This window comes from Streptomyces sp. NPDC086766, from assembly GCF_044746005.1.
Lineage (GTDB): Bacteria > Actinomycetota > Actinomycetes > Streptomycetales > Streptomycetaceae > Streptomyces.
Map to the genome: position 1 here is coordinate 142,504 of NZ_JBIVBI010000001.1, position 19,543 is coordinate 162,046.

General features: G+C 73.4%; 12 protein-coding genes. 4 read left to right on the forward strand and 8 right to left on the reverse strand.

Annotation, left to right across the window (positions count from 1 at the left end; all coding sequences use genetic code 11):
• Positions 1-14: 14 nt before the first annotated feature.
• A complete protein-coding gene (locus ACIPM1_RS00655) occupies positions 15-1,460 on the reverse strand; it encodes an MFS transporter (RefSeq protein ID WP_402427006.1) in 1,446 nt (481 codons plus the stop codon).
• A gap of 125 nt (positions 1,461-1,585) precedes the next feature.
• On the opposite strand from ACIPM1_RS00655, the gene dusB reads away from it, so the two are divergent.
• A complete protein-coding gene (gene dusB / locus ACIPM1_RS00660) occupies positions 1,586-2,740 on the forward strand; it encodes a tRNA dihydrouridine synthase DusB (RefSeq protein WP_356181007.1) in 1,155 nt (384 codons plus the stop codon).
• 105 nt (positions 2,741-2,845) lie between these two features.
• Here dusB and ACIPM1_RS00665 read toward each other — a convergent pair whose 3' ends face one another.
• From ACIPM1_RS00665 to ACIPM1_RS00675, 3 genes are all read right to left on the reverse strand, one after another.
• Positions 2,846-4,540, reverse strand: a complete 1,695-nt coding sequence (locus ACIPM1_RS00665) for a CDP-alcohol phosphatidyltransferase (protein WP_402428126.1) — start codon at positions 4,538-4,540, stop codon at positions 2,846-2,848.
• 853 nt (positions 4,541-5,393) lie between these two features.
• Complete coding sequence (locus ACIPM1_RS00670) at positions 5,394-7,331, reverse strand: glycogen debranching N-terminal domain-containing protein (protein ID WP_402427009.1); 1,938 nt, start codon at positions 7,329-7,331, stop codon at positions 5,394-5,396.
• Positions 7,328-8,785: an MGH1-like glycoside hydrolase domain-containing protein gene (locus tag ACIPM1_RS00675; RefSeq protein ID WP_402427012.1), complete on the reverse strand. Its 1,458-nt coding sequence runs from the start codon at positions 8,783-8,785 to the stop codon at positions 7,328-7,330. The genes ACIPM1_RS00670 and ACIPM1_RS00675 overlap by 4 nt, the downstream gene beginning before the upstream one ends.
• Before the next feature lie 121 nt (positions 8,786-8,906).
• On the opposite strand from ACIPM1_RS00675, the gene ACIPM1_RS00680 reads away from it, so the two are divergent.
• Both ACIPM1_RS00680 and ppdK read left to right on the forward strand, forming a co-directional pair.
• Positions 8,907-10,115, forward strand: a complete 1,209-nt coding sequence (locus ACIPM1_RS00680) for an ROK family protein (RefSeq protein WP_402427015.1) — start codon at positions 8,907-8,909, stop codon at positions 10,113-10,115.
• A gap of 513 nt (positions 10,116-10,628) precedes the next feature.
• Entirely contained in the window at positions 10,629-13,376 is a 2,748-nt protein-coding gene (gene ppdK, locus ACIPM1_RS00685) for a pyruvate, phosphate dikinase (protein ID WP_402427018.1), read from the forward strand.
• Between the two features lie 134 nt (positions 13,377-13,510).
• Here the strand turns inward: ppdK and nirD are convergent, their stop codons facing one another.
• Genes nirD through ACIPM1_RS00700 form a run of 3 tightly spaced genes read right to left on the reverse strand, consistent with a single transcriptional unit; the run spans position 13,511 to position 17,699 of the window.
• The gene (gene nirD, locus ACIPM1_RS00690) at positions 13,511-13,861 is read right to left on the reverse strand and encodes a nitrite reductase small subunit NirD (RefSeq protein ID WP_402427020.1); all 351 of its coding nucleotides are present in this window, start codon (positions 13,859-13,861) and stop codon (positions 13,511-13,513) included.
• Positions 13,858-16,470, reverse strand: coding sequence for a nitrite reductase large subunit NirB (gene nirB, locus ACIPM1_RS00695; protein ID WP_402427023.1), 2,613 nt, complete (start codon positions 16,468-16,470; stop codon positions 13,858-13,860). The genes nirD and nirB overlap by 4 nt, the downstream gene beginning before the upstream one ends.
• The gene (locus tag ACIPM1_RS00700) at positions 16,470-17,699 is read right to left on the reverse strand and encodes an NAD(P)/FAD-dependent oxidoreductase (RefSeq protein WP_402427026.1); all 1,230 of its coding nucleotides are present in this window, start codon (positions 17,697-17,699) and stop codon (positions 16,470-16,472) included. The genes nirB and ACIPM1_RS00700 overlap by 1 nt, the downstream gene beginning before the upstream one ends.
• A 243-nt stretch (positions 17,700-17,942) precedes the next feature.
• On the opposite strand from ACIPM1_RS00700, the gene ACIPM1_RS00705 reads away from it, so the two are divergent.
• Complete coding sequence (locus ACIPM1_RS00705) at positions 17,943-18,725, forward strand: sulfite exporter TauE/SafE family protein (RefSeq protein WP_402427029.1); 783 nt, start codon at positions 17,943-17,945, stop codon at positions 18,723-18,725.
• Between the two features lie 148 nt (positions 18,726-18,873).
• On the opposite strand, the gene ACIPM1_RS00710 is transcribed toward ACIPM1_RS00705, so the two are convergent.
• Positions 18,874-19,488 (reverse strand): class F sortase, encoded by a 615-nt coding sequence (locus ACIPM1_RS00710; protein ID WP_402427032.1) that lies wholly within the window; start codon positions 19,486-19,488, stop codon positions 18,874-18,876.
• Between the last annotated feature and the right edge of the window lie 55 nt (positions 19,489-19,543).

Here is a 19,543-nt window from a genome sequence, read left to right on the forward strand (position 1 = left end):
CGCTCCGCCGTGTCCTAGGCCGAGACGCCGGTCGTCTGCCGGATCTCCGCCGACTCCAGGCGCCGGGCCGTCCGCTCGGCGGTGTGCCGGGCCCAGCGTCCGGAGGTCACCGCGCCCAGTGCCAGGACCGCCGCCCCGCACGCCACCAGGACCCACCAGCCCGGCCGCGCGGCCGTCACGAACGTGTCCGCGTACGAGGACGAGCCCACGCCCGCTGCCAGCAGGGCCCCGACCACCGCTACCCCGAGCGTCTGCCCGAGCTGCCGGCTCGTCGAGGCGACCGCCGCGGCGACCCCGGCCTGCGCCCGCGGCATACCCGAGACCGCGGTGTTGGTGATGGGCGCGTTGACGAAGCCGAAGCCGACGCCGAACAGGACGTAGCCGACGAAGAGCGTCACGTTCGACGTCTCGGCCTCGAAGACCGCGAAGAGCACCGCGCTCGCGGTCATCGCGCACCCCGCGACCACCAGCGGCAGCCGCGGCCCCCGGCTGCCGACCAGCCGTCCGGACAGCGGCGCGCACAGGAACGTCGGCACGGCCATGGGCAGCATCCACAGGCCCGCGTGCAGGGCGTCCAGGCCGCGCACGTTCTGCAGGTACAGTGTGGACAGGAACAGGAAGCCGCCGAGCGCCGCGAACGCGCTGACCGCGATCACGGTGGCCCCGCTGAACGGCGCGGAGTGGAAGAAGCGCAGGTCGATGAGGGGTTCGGCGCGGCGCGGCTCGTACCACAGCAGGGCGAGCAGGGCCGCGAGCGCCACGGCCGCGAAGGGCAGCACGGTGCCGGGGCCGGCGTCCGGCGCCTCGATGATCGCGTAGGTCAGCGAGCCGAACAGGGCGATCACCAGCACCTGCCCGACCGGGTCGGGGCGGCGGGGCTTCGGCGCCCGCGACTCGGGGACGAAGCGCAGGGTGAGCAGCAGTGCCGCGAGAGCCACCGGCAGGTTGACCCAGAAGATCGAGCGCCAGCCGACCGACTCCACCAGCAGCCCGCCCACCAGCGGACCGGCGGCCATGGATATGCCGACCACGGCGCCCCAGACGCCGATCGCGCGGGCGCGCTCACGCATGTCGGTGAAGGTGTTGGTGATGATCGACATGGCGACCGGGTTGAGCATCGAGCCGCCGACCGCCTGGACCATGCGGAAGACGACCAGCAGCTCCAGATCGGGTGCGAGGGAGCACAGCAGCGAGCCGACGCCGAACACGACCAGGCCCGCCGTGAAGACGCGCCGGCGGCCGATCCGGTCCGCGGTGGAGCCCGCGAGCATCAGCAGCGAGGCCAGGACCAGGGTGTACGCGTCGATGGTCCACTGCAGGCCGGAGGTGGCGGCGTGCAGCTCGCGCTGCAGGGAGGGCAGGGCGACGTTCAGGACGGTGTTGTCCAGGCTCACGATCAGCAGGCTCATGCAGCAGATCGCGAGCACCAGCAGCCGTCGTCGGTGGCTGAGCTCGGGCATGGGGACCATGGTACGCGGTTCAATAGTGCGGTTAACTAATGACTGATACATGATCTTTGCCCGGTGCCTGTCCGGTTGTCCACAGGCCGGGGGGAGCATCCGCCGGCGTACGGGACAATGGAGCAATGTCCACGCCGACCACCACCCTCGTGTCCCCGTTGCAGATCGGCCCGCACACGGTGCGGCCGCCCGTCGTGCTCGCACCGATGGCCGGGATCACCAACGCGCCCTTCCGCACCCTGTGCCGGGAGTTCAGCGGCGGCAAGGGGCTGTTCGTCAGCGAGATGATCACCACCCGCGCCCTGGTCGAGCGCAACGAGAAGACCATGCAGCTGATCCACTTCGACGCGACCGAGAAGCCGCGCTCGATCCAGCTGTACGGCGTGGACCCGGCCACCGTCGGCAAGGCCGTCCGCATGATCGCGGAGGAGGACCTCGCCGACCACATCGACCTCAACTTCGGCTGCCCGGTCCCGAAGGTCACCCGCAAGGGCGGCGGCTCCGCGCTCCCGTACAAGCGGAACCTGCTGCGGGCGATCCTGCGCGAGGCGGTCGGCGGCGCCGGTGACCTGCCGGTCACGATGAAGATGCGCAAGGGCATCGACGACGACCACATCACGTACCTCGACGCCGGCCGCATCGCGGTCGAGGAGGGCGTGACCGCCATCGCGCTGCACGGCCGCACCGCCTCCCAGCACTACGGCGGCACCGCGGACTGGGAGGCGATCGCCCGCCTGAAGGAGCACGTTCCGGAGATCCCGGTGCTCGGCAACGGCGACATCTGGTCGGCCGAGGACGCGGTGCGGATGGTCCGGGAGACCGGCTGCGACGGCGTGGTCGTCGGCCGCGGGTGCCTGGGGCGGCCGTGGCTGTTCGCCGATCTGGTGGCCGCCTTCGAGGGGCGTACGCAGGACGTCGCACGGCCCACGCTGCGCGAGGTCGCCGACGTCATGGTCCGGCACGCCACGCTCCTCGGCGAGTGGATCGGCGACGAGGCACGGGGCGTCATCGACTTCCGCAAGCACGTCGCCTGGTACCTCAAGGGCTTCGCGGTCGGCTCCGAGATGCGCAAGCGGCTGGCCGTCACCTCCTCGCTGGCCGAGCTGCGCGCCGGCCTGGACGAGCTGGACCTCGGCCAGTCCTGGCCCACCGGCGCCGACGGGCCCCGCGGCCGCACGTCCGGCAACAACCGCGTGGTGCTGCCGGACGGCTGGCTGAAGGACCCCTACGACTGCTCGGGCGTCTCCGAGGACGCCGAGCTGGACACGTCCGGGGGCTGAATTCCCCTACGGGTGGGTCCGAGCAGTCAGGGGGCCGGTTGCCGGGCCGAGCACTCAGCGGGCTGGACCGGCCCGCGGCCCGGCCCCCTGGCGGATCCGGCGCGGTCAGCGCTTCGTCGGGTGCGGCGTGGAGCCGTACGCGGTCAGGAACCGGTCGCGGAAGGCGCTCATCTTCCACACCGGGGCGTCGTGCGCGGGGCGCAGCCCGTCCGACCAGCCCCAGCCGGCGATCTTCCGCAGCACCTTCGGGTCCTTGGCGACGATCGCGCAGGGCACGTCACGGCTGGCGTGGTCGCCGCTGACCCGGGCGATGGGCTGGTGGTCGCCGAGGAAGACCAGCACCGTGTTCTCGTTGCCGTACCGCTCCAGCCACTGGGTGAGGGCGGTCACCGAGTACTGGACGGACTTGCCGTACTCCTCGCGGGAGCGGGTGGGGTCGGTGATGATGTCCGCCGGTTTGGTGCCCGCCGCCTCGATGCCCTTGTAGACCGAGCCGTCGCCGAGCTGGTCCCAGCCGACCGTCTTCGGGATCGGCGCCCAGGGCTGGTGGCTGGAGGTCAGGATGACGAAGCCCATCAGCGGCTTGTCGCGCTTGCGGCCGTGCTCCAGGCGCTGGAAGGACTCCAGGGCGTACTGGTCCGGCATGGTGGACCAGCTGAACTTCGGTCCCTTGTAACCCAGTTGGAAGGCGTTGTAGACCTTGTCCAGGCCGTACCACTTCGCCTCCGGCCAGCCCTTCTGCACTCCCGGCATGACCCCGACCGTGTCCCAGGCGCCGGTCTTCTTGAAGGCGTCGGTGAGGGTGAGGTGGTCCCCGGCGGTCACCGTGCGGTAGCGGTACTGGTTATCGATCCACAGGCCCGACATGAACGTGGAGTGCCCGAGCCAGCTCCCGCCGCCGTACGTCGCCGACGTCAGCCAGCCGCTCTTGGCGTGGAAGCCCGCCCTGGCGAGCGCCTGGGTACTGGTGTCGAGCGTACGGTCGACACCGGGCGCCATGATCGGGTCTTCCACGGCGCTGCGGCCGTAGCTCTCGATGAACGTGAAGATCATGTCCTTGCCGCGCAGGTCGGGCACCAACTCGCTGCCCGGGGTGCCGCCGAACGCGTCCGCCCGCGCCGTCCTCGCGAACTCCCGCTCGTCCCGGATCGTCGAACGCAGCGCCTGCTCGTGGTACTTGAGCATCGCCACCGTGTGCTCGGCGGCCAGCGGGACCCCGCGGACCTCCAGGTTCAGGGACGCGCAGGTCATCCAGAGCGCGCAGAGCAGCAGCAGCCCGCGGGTGGAGCGGGCCCGGTGACGCCCCAGCCAGGTGCCGACGCGGACGACCGCCAGGGCCATCAGGGCGAGCAGGGCGACCACCAGGACGACCACGCCGGCGGTGGCGAGCAGCGCCACCGTCCGGCCCATCGTGTCGACCAGGTACGACTGGGCGTCGTCGAGGAGTTGCCAGTCCAGGATCACGTTGAAGCTGCGGCCGAGGTACTGGTTGAACTCGATGTCCGTCAGGTTCAGCACCGTCAGCACGCCGAGCGCCACCCCGCCGAGGGCCGCCACGACCGTACGCGCCCGCCGCGGCAGCGCGATCAGCAAGGCCGCGCCGAGCAGCGCCTCCACCGGGACACGGGTGAACTCCGCTATCCGGAACTGCTCCCTCTTGTTCGGCAGCAGCAGTGCGACGAGGACCACGGCCAGGGCCAGTCCGGTGAGCGCGAGGGAGAGCCCCCGGGCGGCCACCGGATGCGCGGCCTTCCACCCACTCCACGCCCGCCGGACGGCCCGGGGCCGGAGCGCGCGCAGGAAGCGGAGGGGGAGGGCGCGGGGGGCGTCGGCCGGGGCGGCGTCGCCTCCGGCCGCGTCGGCCGCATCGGCCGCGCCGGGCTCGCTCTGGGCTTCGCCATCCGGAGCGGGCTCGCCTTCGGTTCCGTCGGCCACGCGTCGCCCGCCGTCCGGTCCGTCGTCCGGGGCGGGTTCGCCGTCCGGCCCGTCGGCCGGGGCGGGGCCGCCTTCCGCGGCGTCGGCCGCGCCGGGCTCGCCGTCGGCTTCGCCGCTCGGCGCGGGCGTCCTCCCGGCCGCGTCGCCCGATGCGGCGGACGCGTTTCCGGCTGCCGGGGCGGCGGACGCCTCCCCGGTCGCCGGGGTGGCGATCTCGCCCCCGGTCGCCTCCGTCTCCGGCCCGGTCGCCCCGGTCGCCTCCGTCTCCGGCTCGGTCGCCCCCGTCGCCCCGGTCGCCTCCGCTTCCGGCCCGGTCGTCTCTGCCGCCCCCGCCGTGACGGTCGTTTCGGCCTTCTCGGCCGCGTCGGTCGTCGCGGCCGTCTTCGCTTCCGGTTCTCCGTCCGCCTCCGCTTCCCGCGCCCGGTGATCCGGCGCCCCGCCTGCCGGGCTTCCGTCCGCAGGTTTCCCGTGCTCCGGTTTCCCGCCCGTCGGCGGCTCCTCCGGTGGCAGGACTTCGGCCTCGCCCGCCCCGGCCGTACCCGATGACTGGCGTGTACTCGTGTGCTGAGGCACCCCGGAGGTCCTTCCGTGCGCGACGTGGCGAAGCGGCGGGCCACGCTGGGGAGGAGGGGCCCGCCGCACTCCCGTACGGCCTGCCCGCCTCCCCTGTTCACGGCACTCGGCAAACACCCGGCAAACCACCGGCCGATCGTGAGAACTACGCCCCTCCCACCGCCGTGAGCAGGGCCAGGGGGGCCGAGGCCGAGCGGGCCTCGCGGACGCAGGCGTGCGGGTAGGGGACCGGTTCGGCGTGCGTGTCGCGGCCGTAGCCCGCGAGCACCTCGGGGAGGCGGTGGCCGGTGGCGGCCGCCGCGTCCACCAGGCCGTGGGCGACGGCGCGCGCCTCGTCGTGCAGGCCGTAACGGGCGAGCCCCAGCGCGATCAGCGCGTTGTCGTGCGGCCACACCGAGCCGCGGTGGTACGACAGCGGGTGGTACGCCGGCTGCCCGGCGGCCAGTGTCCGTACGCCCCACCCGGAGAAGAAGTCCGGCTCCAGCAGCCTGCGCCCCACGGCCTCCCCGTACTCCTTGTCCAGCAACCCCGACCACAGCAGATGCCCGGCGTCCGAGGCCAGCGCGTCCACCCGGCGGCCCTGGCCGTCCAGCGCCAGCGCCGGGAAGGACCGGTCCGGCATCCAGAAGTCCCGCTGGAAGCGGTCCCGCAGATCACCGGCCGCCTGTTCGAGAAGCGCCGCGTAGACCTCGTCCTCCCACGCCGTGCGCGCGATCCAGGCGGTGCGGCGCAGCGCGTCGTACGCGTACCCCTGGGCCCCCGCCGCCATCACCGGGCCGCAGGCACGGGTGCCGTCGGCCGAGCAGATGGCGCCGGGGGAGTCCTTCCAGTTCTGGTTGGCGAGGCCGCCCCGGTCGGCGCGGTAGACGAGGTAGCCGCGCGAGGTCAGTCCGCCGTGGTCCAGCATCCAGCCGATCGCGGCGCGGGCGTGCGGTTCCAGGCGGCGGGCCAGCGCCGTGTCGCCGGTCCGCTCCACGTACGCGCCCAGCAGGACGAGGAACAGCGGGGTGGCGTCGACCGAGCCGTAGTACCGCCCGAACGGCACCTGGCCGAAGTGCGCCAGCTCCCCGTGCCGCACCTCGTGCACGATCTTCCCCGGCTGGGCCACCGGCCCGGTGCTGGTCTCCCCGGCCTGGGTGGCGGCCAGGGCGAGCAGCGTGGCGGCGGCCGGCCGGGGGTGGTGGGGCAGCACGAACAGCGAGGTGAGCAGGGCGTCGCGGCCCAGCAGGGTGAGGAACCAGGGGGCTCCGGCGGCCGGCACGCGCAGCTCCTCGCCGTCGGGGCCGGACGCAGGGACCTGGAGCGCGGCCAGGTCGGCGAGGCCGCGGGCGCAGGCCGCCGCCAGCTCCGGCCAGCCGGTCGGGAAGGCCACGCCCTCCGCGAACGCGCCCTCCAGAGAGCGGAGTTGTCCGGCCACGGCGGCGGGGGAGCGCGGCACCCGCACGGCCCGCCGGTCCCCGTGCGGCCGGGCCATCACCCGCAGTGTCAGCCCCGCCGTGCCGTGCGGCGCCAGCTCCAGCGTCCAGACCAGGCGGCGGGCGCCGGTGCCGGTCTCCTCCACGCCGTCCGGGGCGGGGGCGGCGGTCACCGTCGTGCAGGACCGCCATTCGCCGCGCCGGTAGCGGAACTCCACCCCGTCGGACAGGATCTGACGGGAGCGCACGACGCCGGTCTTGGCGTAGGTGCGGTGGTCGGCGCGCAGCTCGAACTGGTCGGCGAAGTCGGCGTCGGCGGTGACCGCGAGGCGGACCGTCGTGGCGACCGGGCGGTTGCTGGTCACCCGCAGGCACTCCACGAACGCGCTGTCGGCGACGGCCTGTTCGCGGAAGAGCGTGCACGCCGGCGGCTCGCTGCGCCCGCCGCGCGGCACCAGCACGCAGCGCGCGGCGTCCCCGTCCCCGACCGGCGCCAGCGTCTGCGGGACGGCCCCGTCGACGGTGAGCTGCCAGCGGCTCAGATGCCGGGCGTCGCGCACGAACAGCCCGTCGGGGGAGCTGCCGCCGCGTACGCCGCTGATGTCCCCGCCGTCGCCCACGGCGGCGAACGTCGTCCCGTGCACGAGCAGATGATGCCGGTCCGTCATCCCCGGTCCCCTCCCTTGACGTCCTGGGCTGCCCCGTCGTGCCCGCCGGACATGCCGGCGCCCGTGGGGGGCCCGGCGTGTCCCAGGGGCTCGTGCAGCAGGTCGAGCGTGAGCGCGGCGGTCCAGCCGAAGCCGAGCGCCCCGCAGGCCTCGCCGGTGTACGGGTCGACGTACTCCGCGAAGCCGGTCGCGTCCGCGGTGCGCAGGGCCGCGTCCCGCAGCGCGTCGGCCGTCTCCCCCTCGCCGTGCACCCGCAGCCCGCGCTCCACCAGCCAGCACGTGTTGAACCAGGCCGGCCCCCGCCAGTAGCGGTGCGGGTCGAAGGCCTCGCCGAGCAGGTCGTAGCTCGGGACGAGGCGGGTGCCGGCGCCCAGCCCGAAGTGCGGCCCGCGCAGGGTGCGCACCAGCGCGGCGGCGACCGCACGGGGCAGGTCCGGCAGCAGCAGGGGGACCAGGCCGGAGACGCCCCGCTCGGGGATCGGCCGCCCGGTGCGCACGTCCCGGCAGAGGAAGATGCCCTCGGCCGGGTCCCACAGCCGCTCGATCAGCGCCGCGGTCAGGCGCTCGGCGCGCGCGTGCCGGGCCGTGCCGGTGGCGCCCAGTTCGCGGGCGATCCGCGCCAGCGCGTGTTCCGAGGCGATCAGCAGGGCGTTGAACGCCGGGTCCTCCACCGCGAAGGCGCCCGCCCCGTCGGCGTAGGCCCGGTCCCGGTAGTCCGCCGCCAGCCGCACGTACCGCCCGTAGTCCAGGTCGGTGGGCCGGTCCTGCGGGGCGCCGTGGTCGAGGTCGGCGCGGCGGAAGGAGCGGGCCGGGGCCGGGGCGACCCGGGAGAGCGGGGCGTCCCAGCAGGGGCTGTTGTCCATGCCCTGCTCCCAGGGGTGCACGACGGACGCGAGCCCGCCGCCGCCCAGGTCGCGCCGGTGCAGCAGATAGCGGTGCCAGGCCGCGAGCCGCGGGTGCGCCCGGGCCAGGAAGCCGCGGGCGCGGGAGAGCCCCGGGTCGGCGCAGTGCACCAGCCAGGCCGCCAGCGCGTGCACCGGTGGCTGCACGATGCCCGAGGTCTGTACGGTGCGCGGGGCGCCCGCGGTGCGCCCCGCCGTCGACGAGCGCCAGAAGTCGGGGCTCGGGAAGTAGGCGTCGAGGGGCACGGAGGGGTTGAAGACGATGTGCGGGATCCGCCCGTCGCCCCACTGGGCGTCCAGCAGCGTCTCCAGTTCCGTCTGGGCCCGTAACGGGGAGATGTGCCGCAGGCCGACGGCGATGAACGCGGAGTCCCAGGACCACTGGTGCGGATACAGGCCGCGCGAGGGGACCGTGGAGCCGCCCGTCCAGTTGTCCTCCAGCACCCGGGCGGCCCTGACGTGCAGCGGGTCCGGGGCGGAGGGGGGATCGTATGCGACGGCGGGCGCGGTGTGCCCGCCGTGGCGGGCGGTGAGTTGTGCGGTGCGATCCACTCGGGGCTCCCCGACAGACGTCCGGCCCGACCGGTTCGGTCGCGGCCACCGTAGAGTTACGTCTATTTAACACGCAAAACCCAATATGTAATGCAGGGTTGGGAAACACAAGGGGGTGCGCATGACGGGACGGAGCACGGCTCGGAACCAGGTCGGCGCCGGCGACCTGCTCGAACTCGTGCGCAGCGGCCGGGCCATCACGCGCGGCGCGCTCCAGCAGGCCACCGGTCTGTCCCGGGCGACCGTGGGCCAGCGGCTGGACCGGCTGTTCCGCGCGGGCTGGCTGCGCGAGGGCGCCGGCGGCCCCGTCGACTCCCCGCTGGGCGGACGCCCGTCCATCACCCTGGAGTTCGACGACGCCCACGCGGTCGTCCTCGCCGCCGACCTCGACACCCGGCACGCGCGCGCCGCCGTGCTGTCGCTCACCGGCGAGATCCTCGCCGAGCACGGCGGCACCCTGGTCGTCGAGGACGGCCCGGAGGCGGTGCTCGGCGAACTCGGCTGCTGGTTCGCCGAGTTGCTGCGCGGGACCGGCCACCGCCCGGACGAGGTGTGCGGCATCGGCCTGGCGGTGCCGGGGCCGGTGGACAGCGAGACCGGCCGGGTGGTGCAGCCGCCGATCATGCCGGGCTGGGACGGCTACGACATAAGAGGCCGCCTGGCCCGGGCCTTCACCGAGCACACGGGCGCCCCGCCGGTGCCGGTGCTCGTCGACAACGACGCCAACCTCCGGGCGTACGGCGAACAGCGCACGGGCTACCCCGACTGCTCGGCCTTCGTACTGGTCAAGGTGTCCACCGGGATCGGCGCGGGCGTCGTGGTCGGCGGCTCGATCTACCGCGGCGTCGACGGGGGCGCGGGCGACATCGGGCACATCCGGGTGGGCGCCGAGGCGCTGTGCCGGTGCGGGTCCCACGGCTGCCTCGCCGCCGTCGCGAGCGGCGGCGCCGTGGCACGGCGGCTCGCGGAGGCGGGGGTGCCGGCCGCCTCCGGCTCGGACGTACGGGACCTGCTGGCGGCCGGGCACCCTCAAGCCACCGCGCTCGCGCGCGAGGCCGGGCGGCTGGTCGGGGACGTGCTGGCCACGGTGGTCACCCTGCTCAACCCCGGGGTGCTGATGATCGCGGGCGACCTGGCCGGCACACCCTTCGTGACCGGCGTACGGGAGCTGCTGTACCAGCGGGCGCTGCCGCGCTCCACGGCGCATCTGGCCGTGGTGACCTCGCGGCTCGGCGAGCGGGCGGGGCTGGTGGGGGCCGGGGCGCTGGTCGTGGAGCACCTGTACGCGCCGGAGCGGGCGGAGGAGCGGCTGCTCGCGCTCGGTGTGTGAGCGGCCGCCCTGGTCCGTGCCGTCGTCCGGCTCCGTGCCGTCGTCCGGGTCCGTGCCGTCGTCCGGGGCCGTGCCCGCCGCCCGCACCGGCCTGTGACCCGCGGTTTCCTCTCCGGCACCTGTCCGAACGCGCGTCCGGATGGTGAAATCCGCGTCCGTGTGGCAGCGTGATTCTCGCCACCCCTGATAAGGGTTGCGCTCAGATGAGCGGATCTTGAGCGGCTGCACTTCTCCAAGGGGTGGCACTCAGTGCCACCCCTTGATCGTTCATCGATCGAACTCACTCGTAACGTATGCCGCTCATGTGAGCGAAAAGGCGGGCTCAATGGCCATGATGCGTTCAAGAAATGAAAACATCGAGCCCCGACTCTGTGCCCTGCCTTGACTTTCGATCTGCTGGCTGACGATCGGTTACAGGCACATGACGCGCGAGTGGACGTACCCATGCGCCTTCGATCTGGGTATGTTCCTCGCCGTCAGGGCAGCCACCGCGTCCTCGAGGAGTCGAGACCCGTGTCGGAAAACAAAGATCCCCAGGTAGCCGGGCAGGGCACCAGCGTTGAGGGGGTGAAGTTCGTCTACGACTTCACCGAGGGCAACAAGGACCTCAAGGACCTGCTGGGCGGCAAGGGCGCGAACCTCGCCGAGATGACGAACCTGGGGCTCCCCGTCCCGCCCGGCTTCACCATCACCACCGAGGCCTGCAAGGTCTACCTCGACAGCGGCGAGGAGCCGGTGGCACTGCGTGACGAGGTGAGTGCGCACCTCGACGCCCTCGAGCAGAAGATGGGCAAGAAGCTCGGCCAGCCCGACAACCCCCTCCTCGTGTCGGTCCGCTCCGGGGCGAAGTTCTCCATGCCCGGCATGATGGACACCGTCCTGAACATCGGCCTCTCCGACAAGTCCGTGCAGGGACTGGCCAAGCAGGCCGGCGACGACCGGTTCGCCTGGGACTCCTACCGCCGCCTCATCCAGATGTTCGGCAAGACCGTCCTCGGCGTCGACGGCGACCTCTTCGAGGACGCGCTGGAGAAGGCCAAGGAGGCCAAGAAGGTCACCGTCGACACCGAGCTGGACGCGGCCGACCTGAAGAAGCTGGTCACCCGGTTCAAGAAGATCGTCAAGACCGAGGCCGGGCGGGACTTCCCGCAGGACCCGCGCGAGCAGATGGACCTCGCCATCAAGGCGGTCTTCGACTCCTGGAACGGCGAGCGCGCCAAGCTCTACCGCCGTCAGGAGCGCATCCCGCACGACCTCGGCACCGCCGTCAACGTCTGCTCGATGGTGTTCGGCAACCTCGGCCCGGACTCCGGCACCGGCGTCGCCTTCACCCGCGACCCCGCCTCCGGCCACCAGGGCGTCTACGGCGACTACCTCCAGAACGCCCAGGGCGAGGACGTGGTGGCGGGCATCCGCAACACCGTCCCGCTGGCGGAGCTGGAGCAGATCGACAAGAAGTCGTACGACCAGCTCATGCAGATCATGGAGACCCTGGAGAACCACTACCGGGACCTCTGCGACATCGAGTTCACCATCGAGCGCGGCCAGCTGTGGATGCTGCAGACCCGCGTCGGCAAGCGCACGGCGGGCGCCGCCTTCCGCATCGCGACCCAGCTGGTGGACCAGGGCCTGATCGACGAGGCCGAGGCGCTCCAGCGCGTCTCCGGCGCGCAGCTCGCGCAGCTGATGTTCCCGCGGTTCGACGACGGCGCGAAGGTTGCGCAGGTCGGCCGGGGCATCGCCGCCTCGCCGGGCGCGGCGGTCGGCAAGGCCGTCTTCGACTCCTACACCGCGGTGAAGTGGTCCCGCTCCGGCGAGAAGGTCATCCTGGTCCGCCGCGAGACCAACCCCGACGACCTGGACGGCATGATCGCGGCCGAGGGCATCCTCACCTCCCGCGGCGGCAAGACCTCCCACGCGGCCGTGGTGGCCCGCGGCATGGGCAAGACCTGTGTCTGCGGCGCCGAGGAGCTGGAGGTCGACACCAAGCGCCGCCGGATGACCGTGCCCGGCGGGCACGTCGTCGAGGAGGGCGACGTCATCTCCATCGACGGCTCCACGGGCAAGGTCTACCTGGGCGAGGTCCCGGTCGTGCCGTCGCCGGTCGTGGAGTACTTCGAGGGCCGGATGCACCCGGGCGCCGACGACGCCGACGAGCTCGTCGAGGCCGTGCACCGGATGATGGCCTTCGCCGACCGCAAGCGCCGGCTGCGGGTGCGCGCCAATGCCGACAACGCCGAGGACGCGCTGCGCGCCCGCCGCTTCGGCGCCCAGGGCATCGGCCTGTGCCGCACCGAGCACATGTTCCTCGGCGACCGGCGCGAGATGGTCGAGCGCCTGATCCTCGCCGACACCGAGGCCGAGCGCGAGAAGTCCCTCAAGCAGCTCCTGCCGCTGCAGAAGCAGGACTTCGTCGAGCTGTTCGAGGCGATGGACGGCCTGCCGGTCACCATCCGCCTGCTCGACCCGCCGCTGCACGAGTTCCTGCCCGACATCACCGAGCTGTCGGTCCGCGTGGCGCTGGCGGAGTCCCGCCAGGAGCCGCACGAGAACGAGCTGCGCCTGCTCCAGGCGGTACACCGCCTGCACGAGCAGAACCCGATGCTGGGCCTGCGCGGCGTACGCCTCGGCCTGGTGGTGCCCGGCCTGTTCACCATGCAGGTCCGCGCCATCGCGGAGGCCGCCGCCGAGCGCAAGGCCGCCAAGGGCGACCCGCGCGCCGAGGTCATGATCCCGCTCGTCGGCACGGTCCAGGAGCTGGAGATCGTGCGCGAGGAGGCCGACCGGGTCATCGCCGAGGTGCAGGAGGCGACCGGCACGGAGCTGAAGCTGGCGATCGGCACGATGATCGAGCTGCCGCGCGCCGCGCTGACCGCCGGCCAGATCGCCGAGGCGGCCGAGTTCTTCTCCTTCGGCACCAACGACCTCACCCAGACGGTGTGGGGCTTCAGCCGGGACGACGTGGAGGCCTCGTTCTTCACCGCGTACCTGGAGAAGGGCATCTTCGGGGTGTCGCCGTTCGAGACCATCGACAAGGACGGCGTCGGCTCCCTGGTGAAGTCCGCCGTGAAGGCCGGGCGGGAGACCCGCCCCGACCTGAAGCTCGGCGTCTGCGGTGAGCACGGCGGTGACCCGGAGTCCGTCCACTTCTTCCACGAGGTGGGCCTGGACTACGTCTCCTGCTCGCCCTTCCGCATCCCGGTGGCCCGCCTGGAGGCCGGCCGCGCCGCGGTGAGCGCCGAGGGCAGCGACCACCGGTAAGGACCCCGGGGTCCTCGTCGTTGTCCCCGACCCTCACCACCGACGCGACGAGGACTCCGGCGCACAGAGAGAAGGGGCGGCACCCTTGTGCGGGGGTGCCGCCCCTTCGGCGTGCGCCGACGTGGTGCCGGGGGTCAGCCGGCCCGCACCTCGTACGCCGTCACCCGCACCCCCTCGTCGTCCAGGCACTGGCCGGAGACCAGGTCGAAACGCTGCTTGAGCAGGGGGGAGGCGACGAACGGGCGTCCCCGGTGGGTGCCGGTCAGGCCGCGGGAGAGGACTGCCGCGCCGGTGAACGGGTCGCGGTTGTCGATGCCGTACAGCCGGCCCGACCGGTCGCGGAACAGCGCCGCCTGGCGGCCGTCCGGCAGCAGGGCCGCCACGCCGCGGCCGGGGAGCAGCGCGCTCAGGTCGCAGACGGTGAGCCAGCCGGCGTCGAGCTGGAGCCGGACCTTCAGGTCGGTGGTCTCTGGGGCCAGGGTCATCGCTGGGCGCTTCCTTCCAGGACGTCGTGGGCAGGGCGGCTGCCGATGGAGAGCAGTGGCAGGTCGGGCTTGATCTGGTCGCGCTCGGGGACGAAGCCGACGACCGGGTCCGGGGTGTCGGGGGCGTTGACGAAGGACACGAACCGGGCGAGCTTCTCGGGGTCCTCGATGGTCTCGGCCCACTCGTCGCGGTAGTGCGCCACATGGGCGGCCATCAGCGACTCCAGCTCCTCGCAGATGCCCAGCGAGTCGTGCACCACCACGTCCCGCACATGGTCGAGGCCGCCCGGGATCCGCTCCAGCCACACCGAGGTGCGCTCCAGGCGGTCGGCGGTGCGGATGTAGAACATCAGGAACCGGTCGATCAGCCGGACCAGTTCGGCGTCGGACAGGTCCTGCGCGAGCAGGTCCGCATGGCGCGGTGTGGCGCCGCCGTTGCCCCCGACGTACAGGTTCCAGCCGCTCGCGGTGGCGATCACGCCGAAGTCCTTCGACTGCGCCTCGGCGCACTCGCGGGCGCAGCCGGAGACCGCCGACTTGAGCTTGTGCGGCGACCTCAGTCCGCGGTAGCGCAGCTCCAGGTCGATCGCCATCCGCACGGAGTCCTGGACGCCGTAGCGGCACCAGGTCTGCCCGACGCAGGACTTCACCGTGCGCAGCGACTTGCCGTAGGCGTGGCCGGACTCGAAGCCCGCGTCGACCAGCCGGGCCCAGATCAGGGGCAGTTGCTCCACCCGCGCCCCGAACAGGTCGATGCGCTGACCGCCGGTGATCTTGGTGTAGAGGCCGAAGTCCCGGGCGACCTCGCCGATCACGATCAGCTTCTCCGGGGCGATCTCGCCGCCGGGGATGCGCGGCACCACCGAGTACGAGCCGTTCTTCTGGAGGTTGGCGAGGAAGTGGTCGTTGGTGTCCTGCAGGGCGGCCTGCTCGCCGTCCAGGACGTAGCCGTCGGCGCCGATCGCCGGGGCGAGCGAGGCGATGACCGAGGCGACGGCCGGCTTGCAGGTCTCGCAGCCGTCGCCGCCGCGGGCCCCCTCGCGGCCGTAGCGGTCCAGCAGGTCCTGGTAGGAGGTGATGCGCAGGGCGAGGACGATCTCGTAGAGCTCCTCGCGGGTCTGCGGGAAGCAGCCGCACAGCCCCTTGTCGATCTCGACGCCGCCCGCCTCCAGCTCGTCGTTGACCAGCTGGGTGAGCACCTTGACGCAACTGCCGCAGCCGGTACCGGCCTTGGTGCACTTCTTGACCGCCGGCACGGTGGTGCACCGGTGCTCGGTGACCGCGCCGCGGACGGCCCCCTTGGTGACGTTGTGGCAGGAGCAGACCACCGCCTCGTCCGGCAGCGCGGACGGGCCGAGCCGGTCCGGGGCGCCCGCGCCCGCCGGGAGGACCAGCTGCTCCGGCGAGATCGGCGGCACCGAGCCGGTGAGCGCGCGCAAGGTGCCGTAGGCCTCCGCGTCACCGACCAGGATGCCGCCGAGCAGCGTGCCGTCCCGGCCGATGACCAGCTTCTTGTACAGACCCGCGCGGGAGTCGGAGTAGACGACGTCCAGGCAGTCCTCGGTGGTGCCGTGCGCGTCGCCGAAGGAGGCGACGTCGACGCCGAGCAGCTTGAGCTTCGTGGACAGGTCGGCGCCGGTGAAGGAGGCCTCGTCCTCGGCGATGGTCGCGGCGGCCGTCTCCGCCTGCTCGTAGCCGGGGGCCACCAGGCCGTACACCCGGCCGTCCGACGCCAGCGCGCACTCGCCGATCGCGAACACGTGCGGGTCGCTGACCGTGCGGCACTGCTCGTCGACGGTGATGCCGCCGCGCTCGCCGACCGCCAGCCCGCAGTCCCGGGCGAGCTGGTCGCGGGGCCGCACTCCGGCGCTGAACACCACCAGGTCGGTGGCGAGTTCGGATCCGTCGGACAGCTTCATGCCGGTCACGGCGCCCGAGGCGTCCGTCACGATCTCCTGGGTGCCCACGCCGGTGTGCACGGTCAGGCCCATGTCCTCGATGGTGCGCAGCAGGGCCGCGCCACCGCCCTCGTCCACCTGCACCGGCATCAGGCGCGGCGCGAACTCGACGATGTGGCTGGTGAGCCCCAGGCCCTTCAGCGCACCGGCCGCCTCCAGTCCGAGCAGGCCGCCGCCGACCACCGCGCCGGTCGTGGCGCGGGCCCGCGCGTACTCCTCGATCGCGAGCAGGTCCTCGATCGTGCGGTAGACGAAGCAGCCCTCGGCCTCCTTGTTGGGGACGGGGGGAACGAAGGGGTAGGAGCCGGTCGCCAGCACGAGGACGTCGTAGCCGACGACGAGCCCCGAGCGGGCGGTCACCCTGCGCGCCTCGCGGTCGACCGTCTCCGCCGGATCGCCCACGTGCAGCTCGATGCCGTGCTCCCCGATGAACCCCATGTCGGTCACGGAGAGGTCCTCGGGAGTCTTCCCCGAGAAGTACGAGGTCAGCTGCACGCGGTCGTACGCGGGCCGTGGCTCCTCGCACAGCACGACCACGCGGTGCGTGGCGGTCAGGCCGCGCTCGGCGAGCGCTTCGAGGAAGCGCTGGCCGACCATGCCGTGGCCGACGAGCACGATCGTGGGGCGGGGCCGGGCGGCCGTCGTGGACATCAGGAGCCTCCGTCGTTGGTGAGCAGATGGAGCAGGGGGCCGCCGTTCGAGGGGAGCGGCTCCGCCCCCTCCCAGGCGCGGGCGAGCGCGCCGACGGTGCCGAGTTCGCCGACGAGGACCCCGCCGACCAGGCGGTCGTCGCGGACGACGACCTTGCGGTAGGTGCCGCGGGTGGCGTCGGCGAGCCGCACCACGTCGTCGCCGGGCAGCGGCTCGGTCTCGCCGAACGCGGCGAGGTCGAAGGGCGCGTCCCGCCCGGCCAGGGTGAGCCGGGTCAGGGAGCGGGTGCCGGTGTAGCGGGCGGCCGGGCCGTCCGTGTCCCCGGCCAGCGACTCGGCCAGCGCGTACGCCTGTTCGATGGCGGGCGCGGCGAGGCCGTACACCGTTCCGTCGTGCTGGGCGCAGTCGCCGACGGCGTGGACGCGCGGGTCGGACGTCCGCAGCGCGTCGTCGACGAGGACGCCCCGGTGCACCGCGAGCCCGGCGTCCTCGGCGAGCCCCACCCGTGGATGGACACCGCAGGCCAGGACGACGAGGTCGGCGTCGAGCGCGTAGCCGTCGGCCATCTCCACCGAGCGGACCGCGCCGCCGGCGCAGCGCACGTCCCGCACCCGGCACTCGGTGTGGACCTCCACGCCCAGGTCCGTCAGGTGCCGCAGCACCAGCCGCGACGCCTCCGGGTCCAGTTGCCGTTCCATCAGCCGCTCGGCCTGCTGGGCGAGCACCACCTGGGCGCCGCGCACCGCCAGCGCCCGCGCCGCGGACACCCCGAGCAGACCGCCGCCGATGACGACCGCCCGCACTCCCGGCCGGACCGCCTTGGACAGGCCGAGGCAGTCGTCCATGGTCCGAAACGCGTGCACGCCCTCGGGCAGTTCGTGCCGGCCGGTGGTGAACAGGCCGCGCAGCGGCGGCAGCACGGGGTTGGAGCCGGTCGCCAGGACCAGCCTGTCGTATGCGATCTCCGTGCCGTCCGCGCACCGCAGCCGCCGTGCGGCGCGGTCGATGCCGGTGACCCGGGCGCGGACCAGACCGGCGGGCGCCGGAAGGGCGATCACCTCGGGGGCGTACCGGCCGGCCAGCACTTCGGCGAGCAGGACCCGGTTGTACGGGCGGTGCTCCTCCTCGCCGACGAGCAGCGCGGGCGTGCCGAGCTCGGCCAGCCGCCGGGCGAGCGTCACACCCGCGAGTCCGGCGCCGATCACCACCACACGCGTATTCGAGGTCATGTACCGCAGCGTGCGGCGTCGACGTTACCCGGCCGCATCACGTCTGTTTCCCCCGAGGAACGCTGCCCTCAGCGGGAGCGGGGATCAGGTGTGAGGGGTGCGCGGGCGGCTGGGGCGGGGCTGTGAGGGGTGCGCGCGGGCCGGGACGGTGCCGTTGAGGGGTACGGGGTGCGCGGGCGGCGAAGCTCTGAAGTCCCTCAGGTGCGTGGACGGCACACGCATCGCGTCCCTAGGGTCGCGATCATGCCCGAGATATCGCCGACCGTGGTCGCCCTGCTGTGCCTCGCCGCCCTCGCGGCCGGGTGGATCGACGCCGTGGTCGGCGGCGGCGGGCTCCTGCTGCTGCCCGCGCTGCTGCTCGGGCTGCCCGGCGGCACCCCGGCCGCGTACGCGCTCGGCACCAACAAGGCGGTCGGCATCGTCGGCACCACGGGGGCGGCCGTGACGTACGCCCGCCGCGCGCCCGTCGACGTGCGCACCGCCGTCCGCATCGGTCTCGCGGCGCTGGCCGGGTCCGGCGCCGGCGCCTTCTTCGCCGCCGGGATGAGCACCGAGGTCCTCAAGCCGCTGATCATGGTGGTGCTGCTCGCGGTCGCGGCCTTCGTGATCCTGCGGCCCGCGTTCGGCACCGCCCCCGCGCCCGGCCCGGCCCCCCGCCGCCAGGTGCTGGCCGCGATCGGCCTCGCGGGTCTCGGCATCGGCTTCTACGACGGCTTCGTCGGCCCCGGCACCGGCACCTTCCTGGTGCTGGCGCTCACCGCGGTCCTGCACCTCGACCTGGTGACCGCCTCCGCCACGGCCAAGATCGTCAACTGCTGTACCAACGCGGGCGCCCTGGCCACCTTCGCCTGGCAGGGCACGGTCCTGTGGCAACTGGCCGCGCTGATGGCCGTGTTCAACCTGGCGGGCGGCACCCTGGGCGCGCGCACCGCGCTGAAGAAGGGCAGCGGCTTCGTCCGCGTGGTGCTGCTGACGGTGGTGTTCGCGCTGGTGGCGAACCTGGCGTACGAGCAGTGGGTGGCCTAGGGCCCGAGCCCCGGGCGACCGGGCGTCGGCCGCGGTGGCCGCGGTGGGGGTGGCCGGGGTGGCCGGAGTGGACGGGACGGCCGGAGGCGCGGGCCGGTCGGCGGCGCGGACCGTTCGAGGGGGGACGGGCGGCGCGGCGGCTGCCGGGTCAGCTGCTCCCGGTCAGATGGGCGAAGACGACCACGTTGCCCTGGTACCCGGTGCTCCGCGAGTAGCCGCCGCCGCAGGTGATCACCCGCAGCTCGGGGCGCTTCGCGGCGCCGTACACCTTGTCGTCGGGGAAGTTCTTCGCCGCGTAGACCTCGACCGCGTCCACGGTGAAGCGGGCCACGGAGCCGTCCCGCCGGTCCACCTCGATGGCGCTGCCCTTCCTCAGGGCGCCGAGGTCGTAGAAGACGGCCGGTCCCTCGGTGTTGTCGACGTGGCCGGCGACGATCGCGGTGCCGGTCTCGCCCGGGGTGGTGCCGGCCTCGTACCAGCCGGCGAGGTTCTTCTCCCTGGCGGGCGGGACGTCGAGGCTGCCGGAGCTGGTGAGGCGGAGGCCCATGAGCGGGGCGTTCACCCGGATCGAGGGGATGCGGATGCGGTCCGGCGGGGACGGCGGCAGCGCGGGGGCCGTGAGCCGTGCCTCACCGGGGTCGGGCAGGCCCTCGGCCACGGAGGGCTGGGGCGGGGCGTGCCCGGCGCCGTGCAGCAGCCAGGCGCCGCCGCAGAGGGCGGCCACGGTGACGGTGGCTATGGAGGTGTTGCCTATCCTGCGCATACGCACTCTCTCCCGGACTCGGTGCCCCTGCCCCCTCCCGGCCACGAGGGGCGTC

Coding starts and splice junctions, on each gene's coding strand:
- ACIPM1_RS00655 (WP_402427006.1), bottom strand. CDS start 1,460: ATGCCCGAGCTCAGCCACCGACGACGGCTGCTGGTGCTCGCGATCTGC.
- dusB (WP_356181007.1), top strand. CDS start 1,586: ATGTCCACGCCGACCACCACCCTCGTGTCCCCGTTGCAGATCGGCCCG.
- ACIPM1_RS00670 (WP_402427009.1), bottom strand. CDS start 7,331: ATGACGGACCGGCATCATCTGCTCGTGCACGGGACGACGTTCGCCGCC.
- ACIPM1_RS00680 (WP_402427015.1), top strand. CDS start 8,907: ATGACGGGACGGAGCACGGCTCGGAACCAGGTCGGCGCCGGCGACCTG.
- nirD (WP_402427020.1), bottom strand. CDS start 13,861: ATGACCCTGGCCCCAGAGACCACCGACCTGAAGGTCCGGCTCCAGCTC.
- nirB (WP_402427023.1), bottom strand. CDS start 16,470: ATGTCCACGACGGCCGCCCGGCCCCGCCCCACGATCGTGCTCGTCGGC.
- ACIPM1_RS00700 (WP_402427026.1), bottom strand. CDS start 17,699: ATGACCTCGAATACGCGTGTGGTGGTGATCGGCGCCGGACTCGCGGGT.
- ACIPM1_RS00705 (WP_402427029.1), top strand. CDS start 17,943: ATGCCCGAGATATCGCCGACCGTGGTCGCCCTGCTGTGCCTCGCCGCC.
- ACIPM1_RS00710 (WP_402427032.1), bottom strand. CDS start 19,488: ATGCGCAGGATAGGCAACACCTCCATAGCCACCGTCACCGTGGCCGCC.